Annotated in this window: 14 protein-coding genes; 4 read left to right on the top strand and 10 right to left on the bottom strand. The window is 64.3% G+C overall.

The window, feature by feature from the left end:
• Positions 1 to 130 precede the first annotated feature (130 nt).
• The 10 genes from lysS to FS665_RS07295 all read right to left on the bottom strand — a co-directional run bounded on the left by lysS (position 131) and on the right by FS665_RS07295 (position 12122).
• Complete coding sequence (gene lysS / locus FS665_RS07340) at positions 131 to 1633, bottom strand: lysine--tRNA ligase (RefSeq protein WP_145185577.1); 1503 nt, start codon at positions 1631 to 1633, stop codon at positions 131 to 133.
• A gap of 91 nt (positions 1634 to 1724) precedes the next feature.
• Positions 1725 to 2820, bottom strand: a protein-coding gene (gene prfB / locus FS665_RS07335; RefSeq protein WP_145185574.1) for a peptide chain release factor 2 whose coding sequence is annotated in 2 segments (ribosomal slippage) — positions 1725 to 2747 and positions 2749 to 2820 — 1095 coding nt in all. Because the reading frame shifts where the segments join, the coding sequence is not laid out codon by codon here.
• A 112-nt stretch (positions 2821 to 2932) separates the two neighbouring features.
• The gene (gene wspR / locus FS665_RS07330; RefSeq protein ID WP_145185568.1) at positions 2933 to 3937 is read right to left on the bottom strand and encodes a Wsp signal transduction system regulator diguanylate cyclase WspR; all 1005 of its coding nucleotides are present in this window, start codon (positions 3935 to 3937) and stop codon (positions 2933 to 2935) included.
• Between the two features lie 51 nt (positions 3938 to 3988).
• Positions 3989 to 5002: a chemotaxis response regulator protein-glutamate methylesterase gene (locus tag FS665_RS07325; RefSeq protein ID WP_145185565.1), complete on the bottom strand. Its 1014-nt coding sequence runs from the start codon at positions 5000 to 5002 to the stop codon at positions 3989 to 3991.
• Positions 4999 to 7290, bottom strand: coding sequence for a hybrid sensor histidine kinase/response regulator (locus FS665_RS07320; protein ID WP_145185562.1), 2292 nt, complete (start codon positions 7288 to 7290; stop codon positions 4999 to 5001). The genes FS665_RS07325 and FS665_RS07320 overlap by 4 nt, the downstream gene beginning before the upstream one ends.
• Complete coding sequence (locus FS665_RS07315) at positions 7287 to 7961, bottom strand: chemotaxis protein CheW (RefSeq protein WP_145185559.1); 675 nt, start codon at positions 7959 to 7961, stop codon at positions 7287 to 7289. Before FS665_RS07315 ends, FS665_RS07320 begins: the two co-directional genes overlap by 4 nt.
• Positions 7958 to 9208, bottom strand: coding sequence for a protein-glutamate O-methyltransferase CheR (locus tag FS665_RS07310; protein ID WP_145185556.1), 1251 nt, complete (start codon positions 9206 to 9208; stop codon positions 7958 to 7960). Before FS665_RS07310 ends, FS665_RS07315 begins: the two co-directional genes overlap by 4 nt.
• The gene (locus FS665_RS07305) at positions 9205 to 9711 is read right to left on the bottom strand and encodes a chemotaxis protein CheW (protein WP_145185552.1); all 507 of its coding nucleotides are present in this window, start codon (positions 9709 to 9711) and stop codon (positions 9205 to 9207) included. Before FS665_RS07305 ends, FS665_RS07310 begins: the two co-directional genes overlap by 4 nt.
• A gap of 5 nt (positions 9712 to 9716) precedes the next feature.
• Complete coding sequence (locus FS665_RS07300) at positions 9717 to 11339, bottom strand: methyl-accepting chemotaxis protein (protein ID WP_145185549.1); 1623 nt, start codon at positions 11337 to 11339, stop codon at positions 9717 to 9719.
• Between the two features lie 96 nt (positions 11340 to 11435).
• Positions 11436 to 12122 (bottom strand): tellurite resistance TerB family protein, encoded by a 687-nt coding sequence (locus FS665_RS07295; RefSeq protein WP_145185546.1) that lies wholly within the window; start codon positions 12120 to 12122, stop codon positions 11436 to 11438.
• Positions 12123 to 12321: 199 nt separating this feature from the next.
• Between FS665_RS07295 and ydcS the strand changes: the two genes are divergently transcribed.
• From ydcS to FS665_RS07275, 4 genes are read left to right on the top strand one after another with little or no spacing between them, the layout of a single operon-like run.
• Entirely contained in the window at positions 12322 to 13473 is a 1152-nt protein-coding gene (gene ydcS / locus FS665_RS07290) for a putative ABC transporter substrate-binding protein YdcS (RefSeq protein WP_145185544.1), read from the top strand.
• Between the two features lie 32 nt (positions 13474 to 13505).
• Positions 13506 to 14546 (top strand): ABC transporter ATP-binding protein, encoded by a 1041-nt coding sequence (locus FS665_RS07285; protein WP_145185541.1) that lies wholly within the window; start codon positions 13506 to 13508, stop codon positions 14544 to 14546.
• 1 nt (position 14547) lies between these two features.
• A complete protein-coding gene (locus FS665_RS07280) occupies positions 14548 to 15450 on the top strand; it encodes an ABC transporter permease (RefSeq protein WP_145185538.1) in 903 nt (300 codons plus the stop codon).
• The gene (locus FS665_RS07275) at positions 15440 to 16246 is read left to right on the top strand and encodes an ABC transporter permease (protein ID WP_145185535.1); all 807 of its coding nucleotides are present in this window, start codon (positions 15440 to 15442) and stop codon (positions 16244 to 16246) included. The genes FS665_RS07280 and FS665_RS07275 overlap by 11 nt, the downstream gene beginning before the upstream one ends.
• The last annotated feature ends 2 nt before the right edge of the window (positions 16247 to 16248 follow it).

Below are 16248 nucleotides of genomic sequence, written 5' to 3'. Positions count from 1 at the left end.
CTGGAGACAGCTGCACGCTACGAGCTGCAGGCTGCAAGAAAGAGCAGCGGGCGTGTGCTGCAGTATCGATGTTGGCTTTGGCTTGTGGCTTGCAGCTGAAAAAAAGCCGCCTTGCGGCGGCTTTTTCGGGTCAGGCCTGCGGGCGCATGTGCGGGAACAGGATGACGTCGCGGATCGACGGGGAATTGGTCAACAGCATGACCAGACGGTCGATACCGATGCCTTCGCCTGCAGTTGGCGGCATGCCGTATTCCAGCGCACGGACGAAGTCGGCATCGTAGTGCATGGCTTCGTCGTCACCGGCATCCTTTTCCGCTACTTGCGCCAGGAAGCGCTCGGCCTGGTCTTCGGCGTCGTTGAGCTCGGAGTACGCGTTGGCGATCTCGCGGCCACCGATGAACAGCTCGAAGCGATCGGTCACTGCCGGGTTGTCGTCGTTGCGACGGGCCAGCGGCGATACTTCGAACGGGTATTCGGTGATGAAGTGCGGCTGCTCCAGCTTGTGTTCGACCAGCTCTTCGAAAATCATCACCTGCAGCTTGCCCAGGCCTTCATGGCCAAGCACCTTGGCACCGGCCTTCTTGGCGATGTCGCGGGCGCGCTCGACGTCTTGCAGATCGGCGGCGGTCAATTGCGGGTTGTACTTGAGGATCGAATCGAACACCGACAGGCGCACGAACGGCTCGCCGAAGTGGAATACCTTGTCACCGTAGGGCACATCGGTGCTGCCCAATACCAATTGCGCCAGCTCGCGGAACAGTTCCTCGGTGAGGTCCATGTTGTCGCGGTAGTCGGCGTAGGCCTGGTAGAACTCGAGCATGGTGAATTCAGGGTTGTGCCGGGTCGAGACGCCTTCGTTGCGGAAGTTGCGGTTGATCTCGAACACCTTCTCGAAACCCCCTACGACCAGGCGCTTGAGGTACAGCTCCGGCGCGATACGCAGGAACATGGCCATGTCCAGGGCGTTGTGGTGGGTTTCGAATGGCTTGGCCGCCGCGCCGCCAGGAATGGTCTGCAGCATCGGCGTCTCGACTTCGAGGAAGTCGCGCTCGGTGAGGAACTTGCGAATGTGCGAAATCACCTGCGAGCGCACTCGGAAGGTGTGGCGGGTATCTTCGTTGACCATCAGGTCGACGTAGCGCTGGCGATAGCGCTGTTCGGTGTCGGTCAGGCCGTGGTGCTTGTCGGGCAGCGGGCGCAGCGACTTGGTCAGCAGGCGCACGTCGCTCATCTCGACGTACAGGTCGCCCTTGCCGGAACGGGCCAGGGTACCTTCGGCGCTGATGATGTCACCCAGGTCCCAGGTCTTGACTGCCGCCAGGGTCTGTTCGGGCAGGGTCTTGCGGTTGACGTAGACCTGGATGCGCCCGGTCATGTCCTGGATGACCATGAACGAGCCGCGGTTGAGCATGATACGGCCGGCAACCTTGACCGGGATCGCGGCTGCTTCCAGCTCTTCCTTGGTCTTGTCCGCATACTGCTTCTGCAGGTCGTTGCAGTAGCTGTCGCGACGGAAGTCGTTGGGGAAGGCATTGCCCTTGGCTCGCTCTGCGGCAAGTTTTTCCTTGCGCAGGGCGATCAGGGCGTTCTCTTCCTGTTGCAGGTCTTGCGATTCGGTCTTCAGGTCGCTCATGTCGTCATTTTTTCCATCAGGTATTCGGGGCCCTGTGCGGGCCGGGCACGCGCCAGCCGGTCAGCCCGGCGGCGCGGCGGTGGTGAACGGCTTACAGGCCCTGCTTGAGGCTCGCTTCCAGGTATTGGTCGAGGTCGCCGTCCAGGACTTTCTGGCAGTCGCTGCGCTCGACGCCGGTGCGCAGATCCTTGATCCGCGAGTCATCCAGCACGTAGGAGCGAATCTGGTGGCCCCAGCCAATGTCCGACTTGCTGTCTTCCAGGGCTTGGGAGGCAGCGTTGCGCTTTTGCATTTCCAGCTCGTACAACTTGGCCCGCAGCATCTTCATGGCGGTGTCCTTGTTGGCGTGCTGGGAGCGCTCGTTCTGGCACGCCACCACGGTGTTGGTCGGCACGTGGGTGATCCGCACCGCCGAGTCGGTGGTGTTGACGTGCTGGCCACCGGCACCGGAGGAGCGGTAGGTGTCGATGCGCAGATCGGACGGGTTGATGTCGATCTCGACCTTGTCGTCGATCTCGGGCGAGACGAACACCGCCGAGAACGAGGTGTGGCGACGCGCGCCGGAGTCGAACGGGCTCTTGCGCACCAGGCGGTGGACGCCGATCTCGGTGCGCAGCCAGCCGAAGGCGTACTCGCCCTTGATGTGCACGGTGGCGCCTTTGATGCCGGCGACCTCACCTTCGGACAGCTCGATGATGGTGGCGTCGAAACCGCGCTTGTCGGCCCAGCGCAGGTACATGCGCAGCAGGATGTTGGCCCAGTCCTGGGCTTCGGTACCACCGGAGCCGGCCTGGATGTCCAGATAGGCGTTGTTCATGTCCATCTCGCCGCTGAACATGCGACGGAACTCAAGCTGGGCCAGGCTCTCTTCAAGGCCTTGCAGCTCGGTCACGACGTCGCCGACGGCGCTTTCGTCCTGTTCCTCGACAGCCATGTCGAGCAGATCCTTGCAGTCGGACAGGCCATTGGCCATCTTGTCCAGGGTCTCGACCACCTGCGCCAGCATGGCGCGCTCGCGGCCCAAGGCCTGAGCGTACTCGGGCTTGTTCCAGACGTTGGGGTCTTCCAGCTCGCGGTTGACTTCGATCAGGCGGTCATGCTTGTGATCGTAGTCAAAGATACCCCCGAATGGACTGGGAACGCTCGGTGAGGTCCTTGATGGTATTGAGGATCGGTTGGATTTCCATGGGCGGCGGCTCTCGTGCGAATTCGGTGAAAAGCCCGCGAGTATAACCCAGTCCGCAGCACGAAGGCAGACCCGCCGGGCGGTGCGTGGGAGCGCGCCCAGCAGGGGCACGCTCAGGCGATGCCGACCTGGTTGCGGCCGCTGTTCTTGGCCAGGTACAGGCCCTTGTCCGCTGCCGAAATCAACTGGCGACAATGGCTGCCAATGGCCGGGGTCTGAGTGGCCAGGCCGATGCTCACGGTCAGCAGTGCGTCGGCCGTCGGCGCGCTGTGGGCGATGTTCAGACCCAGCACGGTCTGACGCAGCTTTTCGGCGACCAGGCGCGCGCCGCCGGGCGAGGTGTTGGGCAGCACCAGGGCGAACTCTTCACCGCCATAACGGGCCGGCAGGTCCGTGGGCCGCGAGCACGAGCTGCGAATGGCTTCGGCAACCCGCCGCAGCGCCTCGTCGCCCGCCAAATGGCCAAAGCTGTCGTTGTAGCGCTTGAAGTAATCGACATCGATCATCAGCAACGACAACTGCTGCTGCTCCCGCATGGCCCGGCGCCATTCCAGCTCCAGGTATTCGTCGAAGTGACGGCGGTTGGACAGCCCGGTCAAGCCATCGGAATTCATCAGCCGCTGCAGCATCAGGTTGGTGTCGAGCAGTTGCTGCTGGCTGACGCGCAAGGCGCGGTAGGCTTCGTCGCGTTGCAACAGGGTCAGGTAGGAGCGCGAGTGGTAGCGGATGCGCGCGACCAGTTCGATGGTGTCCGGCAGCTTGACCAGGTAATCGTTGGCCCCGGCGGCGAAGGCTGCGCTCTTGACCAAGGGGTCTTCCTTGGTCGACAGGACGATGATCGGGATATCCTGGGTGGCCGGGTTGTTGCGGTATTCACGCACCAAGGTCAGGCCGTCCAGGCCTGGCATGATCAGGTCCTGGAGGATTACCGTGGGTTTGATGCGCATGGCCTGGGCCACCGCCTGGTGGGGGTCGGCGCAAAAGTGAAAATCGATGTTCTCCTCACGGGCCAGGCCGCGTCGCACCGCTTCGCCAATCATCGCCTGGTCGTCCACCAGCAGCACCATGGCCGAATTCTCATTGGGCGTCGCGAAGCCTTCGATCGGTAGATCAGTCATTGCCATTCACCTGACCACGGCCGCCCTCGCGGCGCCTTTCAATACAAGTCGTCATTTTGCAAAGATTTCCATCAAGCGCCCGGCAATTCGCTCTAGCGGGCGGATTTCAACCGCTGCATCGATAGCTGCAGCGGCCTTGGGCATGCCGTAGACGGCACTGCTGGACTGGTCCTGGGCAATGGTCAGAAAACCTTGCTGGCGCATCAGCTTCAGGCCCTGGGCGCCATCACGGCCCATGCCGGTCAGCAGCACGCCTACCGCATCGCCGCTCCAGTGGCGCGCCACGCTCTCGAAAAACACATCGATCGAGGGGCGGTAGATCTCATTGACAGGTTCGGCAGTGTAGGCCAACTGGCCGTTATGCAGCAGGCGAATATGGTGATTGGTACCGGCCAACAGCACCTGCCCAGGTTGCGGTGGCTCACCTTCGCGGGCCAGGCGCACCGGCAGCCCGCTGGCGCTGGCGAGCCACTCGGCCATGCCGGCCGCAAACACTTGGTCGACATGCTGGACCAGCACGATGGCCGCCGGGAAATCACGCGGCAGGGCTTTGAGCAACACCTCCAGCGCGGCAGGGCCGCCCGCGGACGACCCGATGGCCACCAGAGCGCTGCGCTGCGAGCTGGCGCGCGCAGGGCTGGCCATCGCTTTGCTCGCACCGGGCCGTTGCTGGCCAATCAGCCAGCTGATGTTGAGGATCTTGCGCAGCAGGGGTGCTGCGGCTTCGCGTGGGTCGCCCGCCCCCAGCGCCGGGGTGTCCACCACATCCAGGGCGCCATGGCCCATGGCTTCGAACACCCGATGCACGTTCTGCTTGCGATCGACCGTGACAATGACGATGGCGCACGGCGACTGCGCCATGATGCGCCGGGTCGCCTCGACGCCGTCCATCACCGGCATGATCAGGTCCATGAGGATCAGATCCGGGGTGTGTTCGGCGCACTTGCGCACCGCCTCGTCACCGTTGCCGGCGACCCAGATCACCTCGTGCGCCGGCTCGAACGCCAGTGCCCGGCGCAACGCCTCGACGGCCATGGGCATATCGTTGACGATGGCAAGCTTCATCCCTGAGCACCTCCGATCAATTCCACCACGGCATCGAGCAAGGCATCGTCGTGAAAGCTGGCTTTGGCCAAATAATAGTCGGCGCCGGCATCCAGGCCACGTTGACGATCCTGCTCGCGGTCCTTGTACGACACCACCATTACCGGCAGTGACTGCAACCGCTGGTCGCGACGCACCAGGGTGACCAGCTCGATGCCATCCATGCGCGGCATGTCGATGTCAGTGATCAGCAGGTCGAAGTGCTCGCCGCGCAAGGCGTTCCAGCCATCCATGCCGTCCACGGCGACCGCCACTTCGTAGCCGCGGTTGCTCAGCAGCTTGCGCTGCAGCTCGCGCACGGTGAGCGAGTCATCGACCACCAGGATGCGCTGCCGGCTGGCCCCGCGCGCGCCTTGGGCACCGGGCGCGATGCGTTCCAGGCGACCAGTGCTGAGCAACTTTTCCACCGAACGCAGCAAGTCTTCGACGTCGATGATCAGCACCACCGAACCATCGTCGAGCAACGCCCCGGCAGAGATATCCTGAACCTTGCCCAAGCGCGGGTCGAGCGGCATCACCACCAGCACCCGTTCACCCACCAGGCGCTCGACCGCCACCGCATAGAGATGCTCGCGCTCACGGATCACCACCACGCGCAGACTGCTGGCTTGGCCCAGGTCGGCCGGACGGTTGAGCAGTTGGCTGGCCGCCACCAAGCCTATGTGTCGGCCCTCGTGCCAGAAATGCTGGCGCCCCTCGATCTGCACGATGTCTTCGGCCGCCACTTCCAGGGTGCGCTCGATATGCGCCAATGGGAACGCATAGGCTTCACCGCCGACCTCCACGACCAGGCTGCGGACCACCGACAGGGTCAACGGCACTTGCACGCGGAAGCAACAGCCCTGCCCCGGCACTTGCGTCAGTTCCACCGACCCGCGCAGCTCGCGCACCATGTGCTGCACAGCGTCCAGGCCGACACCGCGGCCGGACACCTCGGTCACCTGGCCACGCAAGCTGAAGCCTGGCAGGAACAGGAAGCTCAGCAACTCCTCTTCGCTCATCTGTGCCACGGTATCGGCCGGCGAGAAGCCGCGCTCGACGATGGTGCGCGTGAGCCGTTCAAGGTCGATACCGGCGCCGTCGTCACTCAGTTCGAGCAGCAGCAATCCGGCCTGGTGCGAGGCGCGCAGCCGGATGCTGCCCTCTGCCGGCTTGCCCGCCAGCAAGCGCCGCTCGGGCAGTTCGATTCCGTGGTCGACGGCATTGCGCAGCAGGTGGGTCAACGGTGCCTCGAGCTTTTCCAGCACATCGCGGTCGACCTGGGTCTTGTCGCCCTCTACCTGCAACTGCACCTGCTTGCCCAACGAACGCCCCAGGTCGCGAAGCATTCGACTCTGGCCGCTGAGCACATCGGCGAACGGCCGCATGCGGCAGGCCAGCGCCGTGTCATAGAGCAACTGGGCGCGCTGGCTGGCCTGCCAACCGAACTCGTCGAGGTCGGATGCCTGCTGCTGCAGAATCTGTTGGGTTTCCGCCAGCAGGCGCTGGGTCTGGGCCAAGGCCTCGAGTACCTCGGGGTTTTGGCCGCTGCCTTCGAGCTGGCTCTTCAGCCCGTCAAGCGAACGCATGCCCTGGCCATGCATGCGCTTGAGGCGCTGCAGGGTGGCCAGGTACGGTTTCAGCCGCTGGGTTTCGACCAGCGACTTGCTCGACAGGTCAAGCAGGCTGTTGAGGCGGTCAGCCGTCACCCGCAGCACCCGCTCTGCGCCCTCGGCGGCACGCTTGCCGGCTTTGGCCGGCGGCGCGGTGGCTGGCGCAGTCGCGGGGACCTCGGAAGGCGCCGGCGCTGGCGAGCGCGGCGGTTCCACGGCCGGCGCTGGCAGTGCTGCCACGGCAGCCGGGGCCGGGGCTACGACCACACCGGGATCCAGCAAGCGGCTCATTTGCTGCAGAAAATCCGCCACCTGCCCTTGGCCGTTCGCATCACCGGGCGTTGCGATATGCATCAGCAAGTCACTGCCGCGCAGCAGCGCATCGATGTGCTCGGCGCTCAAGCGTAACCGGCCCTCCTGCGCCGCCACCAGGCAATCTTCCATGACGTGGGCGACGCTCACGCCGGCATCGAGGCCAACGATACGCGCCGCCCCCTTGAGCGAGTGAGCAGCGCGCATGCAGGCTTCGAGCTGATCGGCCTGGGTCGGATTGCGCTCCAGCGCCATCAGCCCGCTACTGAGCACCTGGGTCTGCGCCTCGGCCTCCAGATTGAACAGTTCGAGCAGCGAGGCATCGCGCATTTGCTCAGGGGTCATGACAAGCTCCGCTGCACGGCAGACAGTAGATGGTTTTCGTCCAGCACGCGCACGCTGCGGCCACGCCATTGCACCACGGCGGCGGTGAACGCTGCATCGTCTTCGCTTGCCTGCTCCAGCGCGGCGTCGAGGCGATGAATGCCATCGACTTCATCGACGGCCAGGACCACCGGCCCCGCAGCGGCTGCCAGGATCAGCATGCGCGGCAGCGCCCGAACGCTGCGGGCCTGTTCAGGAGGCTCGGGCACACCGAGCAATTCATTCAGCGACAGGCACGGCACCAGGGCACCACGCACATTGGCTACCCCCTGCAACAGGCGCGAGCGCTGATGCGGCAGCGAATGCACCGATTGCAACGGGGCGACTTCGGCAAGGCACGCCGTGGCCAGTGCCAGCCACTCCTCGCCCAAGCGGAACAAGAGCAGCGAACGCCCGCCCGCAGGTTGCTCGCGGACGCTCACATCAGCTTGCTCGCCTTCGACCAGCGCATAGCGGTCGAGCAGCCGCGTGGCGGCGGCCGCATAGACCTCACAATTACGACAATGGATGTGCCGCGCCAGCAACGGGCACTGTTTGTTGCCGTGCACACCGATGCGGTTCCAGCAGTCGTCGATGCGCTCATCGTCCTGGGTCAAGCTGTCGATGGCCTCGATCGGGTCTTCGGCTTTCATCGTTCAGACTCCCGCCCGGCCCGCGCCGCCCGTTCCTGCAGGCGCCGAGCGCCGGCCGCATCGCCCTGGGCGGCGAGCAAGCTGGCCAGGTGCAGCAAGGCTTCGGGGTGTTGAGGTTGCAAGTACAACGCCTTGCGGTAATGGCTCACGGCTTGCTGGGTATCGCCCTCGGTGTCGCTCAGCAAACCCAACCAGTAATAGACCTGGGCCTTGGCCGGAAACTGTCGCAGGTAGCGCTGGCAGCTGGCGCGGGCCTGTGCGCTGTCGCCGGCATTGGCTTGGCGGGCAATGCTGGCCAAGAGCTCGCTTTCACCCTCGCGTGGTTCGGCCGCACTGGCCATCGGGGCTGGCGCTCCCGCGCGCAACGGCCGCGTCGGCAGCGCTCGGGGCCGAATCGGCGCCAACGCTGGCGGCACGCTGCGCGCCGCTACCGGCTGCGCAGCGGCGGCTTCGTGAGGTTGGCGCACATAGGCGAACGACTGGGCGATGCCCAGCGGCCGCATGCCCAGTCGGGCCAGCAGGCTGCCCTCGGCAGGGCCGATGAACAGCACCCCCTGTGGCTGGGCGAGGCACTTGAGCACCTCGAAAACGCGCTGCTGAGTCGGCACGTCGAAATAGATCAACAAGTTGCGACAGAACACGAAGTCGTACAGGCCATTGCGGCTGGCAAGGGCCGGATCGAGCACGTTGCCCACTTGCAGATGCACTTGGCGGCGCACGCGCTCATCGAGCTGGTGGCCTTCCTGGCATTCGCGAAAATGCCGCTCACGAAAGCCCAGTTCGGCGCCGCGAAACGAATTGCGGCTATACACGCCCTGCACCCCCTTACCGATGGAACTGGGGCTGATGTCGATACCGTCGATGTGAAAATCGCTCGGGGCGAGACCGCCATCGAGCAGCGCCATGGCCAGCGAGTAAGGCTCTTCACCGGTGGAGCATGGCAGGCTAAGCAGACGCAGGGGGCGCTGCCCGGCCAGTTCGGCCACACGCTGCTGGGCCAGGCCCAGCAGCGCGGTGAAGGTTTCCGGATAGCGGAAGAACCACGTCTCCGGCACGATCACCGCTTCGATCAACGCCTGCTGCTCGTGGGCCGATTGCTGCAACTGCACCCAATAGTCATCCATATCGGCGGCGCCGGCTGCCAGGCGACGCTGGCGCAGCGCACGCTCGACCATCGAGGCGCCCACCGACTCTACGTCCAGGCCGATACGCTGCTGCAAAAAACGGAAAAACCGTTGTTCGCTCATGACGCCACCTGCGCGCCGTGGCCGGGAAACAACAACGCTTGCACGGCAGCGGGCAGCAGCTGCTCGACTTCAATACGCTGCAGCAAACCCAGCGCGTCCTGACGTACAGGCCCCAGGTAACGCGCATCGGCATTGTCCAGGCCGTAGGGTTGGAATTCCTCCGGCCTGCAGCGCAGAGTGTCGGTCGCTTGTTCGAGGATCAGGCCAAGCACATGCTGGCGCTGGTAGCGCACCAACACCAGACGCGTGCTGGTGCGCGCGGCGGCCGGGCGGCCACAGCACAAGGTGCTGAGATCGACTACCGGCACCAGCACGCCACGATGGGCGAGGATGCCTGCGACCCATGCCGGTGCCTGGGCGATGGGCTTGAGCGCACGCCGGGCCAACACCTCGATCACCTCGCCGACATCCAGCGCGAAGCGCTGCTGATCGAGACGAAACTGCAGGTACAGGGTGCCCTGGGCGCTGCCCGGGGCGGGCGGGTCGGTGAGCAGGTCGGTCATGGCGATCAGACTTTGAAGCGCGAAACGCCGCCGCGCAGGCCGGCGGCCACCTGGCTCAACTCGTCAATGGCAAAGCTGGCCTGGCGCAGCGACTCCACCGTCTGGGTGCTGGCATCGCTGAGCTGGGCCAGGGCCTGGTTGATCTGTTCGGCGCCGGTGGCCTGGGCCTGCATGCCCTCGTTGACCATCAGCACACGCGGTGCCAGGGCCTGCACCTGATGAATGATCTGGCTCAGTTGTTCGCCCACCTGCTGCACTTCGAACATGCCACGACGCACTTCTTCGGAGAACTTGTCCATGCCCATGACCCCAGCCGAGACGGCCGACTGGATTTCCCGGACCATCTGCTCGATGTCGTAGGTGGCCACGGCCGTCTGGTCGGCCAGGCGCCGCACCTCGGTGGCGACCACGGCGAAGCCGCGGCCATATTCCCCGGCTTTTTCCGCTTCGATGGCAGCGTTGAGCGAGAGCAGGTTGGTTTGGTCTGCCACCTTGACGATGGTGACGACCATCTGGGTGATGTTGCTGGCCTTCTCGTTGAGGATACCCAGCTTGGCGTTGACCAGGTCGGCCGCGCCCATCACCTGGTGCATGGTGTCCTCCATGCGCGCCAGCCCCTGCTGACCGGAGCCTGCCAGGCTCGAAGCCTGGTCGGCCGCGCTGGTGACCTCGGTCATGGTGCGCACCAGGTCGCGCGAGGTGGCAGCGATTTCCCGCGACGTGGCACCGATTTCAGTGGTAGTGGCCGCAGTCTCGGTGGCCGTGGCCTGCTGTTGCTTGGAGGTGGCGGCAATCTCGGTGACCGACGTGGTCACCTGCACCGAGGAGCGCTGCGCCTGGGCTACCAGGTTGGCCAGGGCCTCGGCCATTTCATTGAAGCCGCTTTCGATGGCGCCGAATTCATCCTTTCGGTCCAGGCTCAGGCGCATGCTCAAATCGCCCGAGCGCAGTTTGTCGAGGGCATGCACCACGCGCTGCACAGGCGCGGTGATGGCGCGCATCAGCAGCAGCCCGCAAATGCCCGCCGCAACGATCGCCAGCAGTAGCGACACCATCATGCTGCCCTTGGCGGTGCCCACGGCGCTGACGATTTCGTGGGTGGCGGCGTCGGCCGACTCCCGGTTGTGCTCGATCACTGCGTTGAGGTGCTTGCGCCCCTCGACCCAGGCCGGGGTCAGCACGTCGGCGATCAGTCGCTGCGCTTGCGCATAGTCGTGCTGGCGGTAGGTCTCCAACACCTGGTCGACGATCTTGACGTAGTTGGCTTGCATCTGAGTGAAGGCATCGAAACGCGCCTGGTCTTCGGCATCCTGAATGGTGGCCTGGTAACTGGCCATGTGTTGCTTGAGCCGGTCGTTGAAGCTCTTGAACAGCTCGATGTCCGCCGGGGTGATCTCGCGTCGGTCGGACAGCCCCACCAGTTGTTGGCTGGTGACGTAGCTGTCGACCCAGGCGCTGCGGATCATCGAGCTGCTGTACAAGCCCGGAATGCTGTCTGTACCTACCGCCTGCTCGGCTGTTTCGATCGCCAGCAGCCGCGAATAAGCGGCCACGATCATCAGCAGCATGATGGCGATGATCACGGCAAAACTTGCCAGGATCCGTTGGCGCAAGGTCCAGTTCTTCACATTCAGCCCTCAGGAATTCTCAACGAGCGGGAAAAAACCGCCGAAGTATAGCCCAGGCTTCCTACGCTTTTGCGGCCGAATGCTACTAGCCCGTCGTCATTGACTCGCAGCCAGGCGCACTTGGCTCTCCAGTTCCTGGCGCAAGGCCGGATCAAGCCGCAGTTGCCTGGCCAGTTCGTCGAGGTAGGCACGTTCCATGAAGTTTTCCTGATCGACCATCATGGTGCTGGCCAGGTACATCTCGGCGGCCATTTCCGGCGTGTGCGCCGCGCGGGCCACCTCGGCCGGGTCCAGCGGTTTGTTCAGTTCCTGGTGCAGCCACTGCTGCAAGTCACGGTCGCTGTCCAAGCGGGTGAACTCGCCTTCGATCAAGGCGCGCTCCCGCTCATCGATATGGCCATCGGACTTGGCCGCGGCCACCAACGCCTGCAGTACCGCCTGGCTGTGCTGCTCGGCTTCGGCCGGTGGCAGGCGGTCGAGGGTTTGGGGCTCGCCACGCTGCCCTGTGCCCTGATTGGCCTGCCAGTTGCCATAGGCTTTGTAGGCCAGCACGCCCAGTGCCGCCAAGCCGCCGTAGGTCAGCACCTTGCCGCCGTACTTGCGGGCCTTCTTGTTGCCCAGCAGCAGGCCCAATGCGCCGGCGCCCAGCGCCCCTTTGCCGCCTCCGGAGAGCAGCCCGCCCAAGGCACCGACAGGCGATGACGAGCTACCCGAGCCAGCGTTTTTGTTGAGCAGTTCCTGACCAGATTTGAGCAATTGATCGAGCAGGCCCCGAGTGTTCATGCGCACATCTCCGCGGTACGAAAGAGAAACCCAGAGTAAGCCCTGCCCTGGACCTCGCCACCCAGGGATTTGCTTCGGGATGTTGCATGGACGCGCCAATTCCCGACTAGACTCGTTATCGCCAACCATTCGTAGCGGCCCATCGCTTTATCGCTTGCTTGAAACTGCCTCGGCTCGATCTCCATCAAGAGGGAACACCATGTCAGAGCACAAGACCGCGTTGTTCGGCGCCATCACCAGCGCCTTGCTGGCCAGCACCAGCCTGCAGGCCGCCGAATTGCCGCACGCCATCGGCGCCGGTGAGGGGCGCCTGGATATCGTCGCCTGGCCGGGATATATCGAACGCGGGGAAAGCGACAAGGCCTACGACTGGGTCAGCGGTTTCGAGAAGGAAACCGGCTGCAAGGTCAGCGTCAAGACCGCCGCCACCTCCGATGAGATGGTCAGCCTGATGACCAAGGGTGGCTACGACCTGGTGACCGCTTCCGGCGACGCCTCGCTGCGCCTGATCGCCGGCAAGCGGGTACAGCCGATCAATACCGCCCTGCTCGCCAACTGGAAGCACATCGATCCGCGCCTGCAGAATGGCGACTGGTACGTGGTCGACAAGCAGGTGTACGGCACCCCTTACCAGTGGGGTCCGAACGTGCTGCTGTACAACACCGACACCTTCAAGCAGCCGCCGAGCAGCTGGAGCGTGGTGTTCGAACCGCAAGACCTGCCCGACGGCAAACCGAACAAAGGTCGCGTCCAGGCTTACGACGGGCCGATCTACATTGCCGACGCGGCCCTGTACCTGAAATCGGCCAAGCCCGAACTGGGCATCAAGGACCCGTACCAGCTCGATGAAGCCCAGTACCAGGCCGTGCTCGCCCTGCTGCGCCAGCAGCACCCGCTGATCCACCGTTATTGGCAAGACGCCACGGTGCAGATGAGCGATGTGAAGAACGAGGGGATAGTCGCCAGCAGCTCATGGGGCTACATGGTCAATGGCCTCAAGGCCGAAAACCAACCGGTGGCCTCGACCGTGCCCAAGGAAGGCGCCACCGGCTGGGCCGACACCACCATGCTGCACAGCGAGGCCAAGCACCCCAATTGCGCCTATAAATGGATGGACTGGTCGCTGCAGCCCAAGGTGCAAGGTGACGTCGCCGCCTGGTTCGGCTCGCTGCCAGCGGTGCCAGCGGCGTGCAGCGCCAGTGAACTGTTGGGCGCCGAAGGGTGCAGGACCAACGGTTTCGACAACTTCGACAAGATCGCCTTCTGGAAAACCCCACAGGCGCAGGGCGGCAAGTTCGTGCCCTACAGCCGGTGGACCCAGGACTACATCGCGATCATGGGCGGTCGCTGAAGCCGATCACATTGAATGTCCAGGAGCCGCGCATGTCGCCAGCCGTGCAGTTCACTCAGGTTTGTCGCAGCTTCGGCGAGGTCAAGGCAGTCGATCAGGTCAGTCTCGACATCCAGGAGGGTGAGTTCTTCTCCATGCTCGGCCCTTCAGGCTCGGGCAAGACCACATGCCTGCGCCTGATCGCAGGCTTCGAGCAACCTGACGGCGGCTCGATTCGTATCCACGGTCTCGAAGCCGCCGGCGTGCCGCCGTACCAGCGCGACGTCAACACGGTGTTTCAGGACTACGCGCTGTTTCCGCACATGAACGTGCGCGACAACATCGCCTACGGCTTGAAGGTCAAGGGCGTGGCCAAGGCAGAGCGGCATGCCCGCGCCGATGAGGCACTGACCATGGTCGCCCTGGCCGGTTTCGGCGAGCGCAAACCGGTGCAGTTGTCCGGTGGCCAGCGCCAGCGGGTGGCGCTGGCGCGGGCGCTGGTCAACCGCCCGCGGGTACTGTTGCTCGACGAGCCGCTGGGCGCGCTGGACCTGAAGCTGCGTGAGCAGATGCAGGGGGAGTTGAAGAAGCTGCAGCGCCAACTGGGCATCACCTTCATCTTCGTCACCCACGACCAGACCGAAGCATTGTCGATGTCGGACCGGGTCGCGGTGTTCAACCGCGGGCGCATCGAGCAGGTCGATTCACCGCGAAATCTGTACCTGAAACCTGCCACCACGTTCGTCGCCGAATTCGTCGGCAGCGCCAATGTCATCCGCGGCGAACTGGCTCACCGGCTCAGCGGCAGTCAGGGGCCCTTCGCCATCCGGCCGGAGCACATTCGTCTGGCTCAATCGCCCGCGCAGGGCGCAGCAGTGACGGTCCGCGGCCGGCTACGCGATATCCAGTACCAAGGCAGCGCCACGCGCTATGAGGTGCTACTCGACGGCGGCCAGCTGCTGGCCGTCAGCCATGCCAACGATCGCTGGCAAGACCAGGCGCAGCCCTGGCAAAGCGGCCAAGAGGTAGCGCTGCACTGGCCGCGCGAAGCCATGATCGCGCTCGCGGAAACCGTCCTGGCCGAGGTGCGCTGACATGCGTTCGCTCAGCGATCAGTTGTACCGACGCCCCAACCTTTACCTGGCGTTGTTGCTGATACCGCCACTGACCTGGTTCGGCGCCATCTACCTTGGCTCATTGCTCAACCTGATCTGGCAGGGCTTCTACACCTTCGACGACTTCACCATGGCGGTTACCCCGACCCTGACCCTGGGTAACTTCGCCGCGCTGTTCAACCCCGCGAATTTCGACATCATCGTGCGTACCTTGCTGATGGCCGTGGCGGTCTCGCTGGCCAGCGCGGTGCTGGCGTTCCCTATCGCCTATTACATGGCGCGCTACACCAGCGGCAGGACCAAGGCGTTTTTCTATATCGCCGTGATGCTGCCGATGTGGGCGAGCTACATCGTCAAGACCTATGCCTGGACTCTGCTGCTGGCCAAGGGCGGTGTAGCCCAGTGGTTCGTTCAGCACCTGCATCTGGAGCCGTTGCTGCAGGCGGTCCTGAGCGTGCCGGGGGTGGGTGGCAGTACCTTGTCGACGTCGCACCTGGGGCGCTTTCTGGTGTTCATCTATATCTGGCTGCCGTTCATGATCCTGCCGATTCAGGCGGCGCTCGAGCGCCTGCCACCGTCGTTGCTGCAGGCCTCGGCGGACCTCGGTGCCAAACCTGGGCAGACCTTCCGCCTGGTGACGTTACCGTTGGCGATACCCGGCATCGCGGCCGGCTCGATCTTCACCTTTTCCCTGACCCTGGGCGACTTCATCGTGCCGCAGCTGATCGGCCCGCCAGGCTACTTCATCGGCAGCATGGTGTACGCGCAACAGGGGGCGATCGGCAATATGCCGATGGCGGCGGCGTTCACCCTGGTGCCAATCGTGTTGATTGCCGTCTACCTGGCCATCGTCAAGCGCCTGGGGGCCTTCGATGCACTCTGACAAAGCGTCCATGGGCCTACGCCTGGCAGCCTGGGGAGGGTTGGTGTTCTTGCACTTCCCGATCCTGATCATCGTCTTGTATGCCTTCAATACCGAAGACGCAGCCTTCAGCTTTCCGCCCAAGGGCCTGACCTTGAAATGGTTCGCCGTGGCCCTGGGGCGTGCCGATGTGCTCGAGGCCATCACGCTGTCGCTGCAGGTTGCATGCCTGGCCACGCTCATTGCCCTGGTGCTTGGGACATTGGCCTCGGCGGCGCTGTACCGGCGCACGTTCTTTGCCAAGGAAAGCATTTCGCTGCTGTTGATTCTGCCCATCGCCCTGCCCGGCATCATCACCGGCCTTGCGCTGCTGTCGGCATTCAAGCGTCTCGGCATTGAGCCTGGGGTGTTCACCATCGTGGTCGGGCACGCCACGTTCTGCGTGGTGATCGTCTACAACAACGTGATCGCGCGCTTGCGCCGCACTTCACAGAGCCTGATCGAGGCGTCCATGGACCTGGGCGCCAATGGCTGGCAGACCTTCCGCTATATCGTCCTGCCCAACCTGGGCTCGGCGCTGCTGGCCGGCGGTATGTTGGCCTTCGCGTTGTCGTTCGACGAGATCATCGTCACCACCTTCACCGCCGGCAACGAGCGGACGTTGCCGATCTGGCTGCTCAACCAGCTCAGCCGGCCACGCGACGTACCCGTGACCAACGTGGTCGCCATGCTGGTGATGCTGGCGACCATGCTGCCGATTCTTGGCGCCTATTACCTGAGCCGTGGTGGCGAAAGCGTTGCCGGCGGCGGCAAATGACC

Origin of the sequence: Pseudomonas sp. URMO17WK12:I11 (genome assembly GCF_007677725.1) — a bacterium.
Classification (GTDB): Bacteria; Pseudomonadota; Gammaproteobacteria; order Pseudomonadales; family Pseudomonadaceae; genus Aquipseudomonas.
This window is presented reverse-complemented; position numbering and strand designations above follow the sequence as displayed.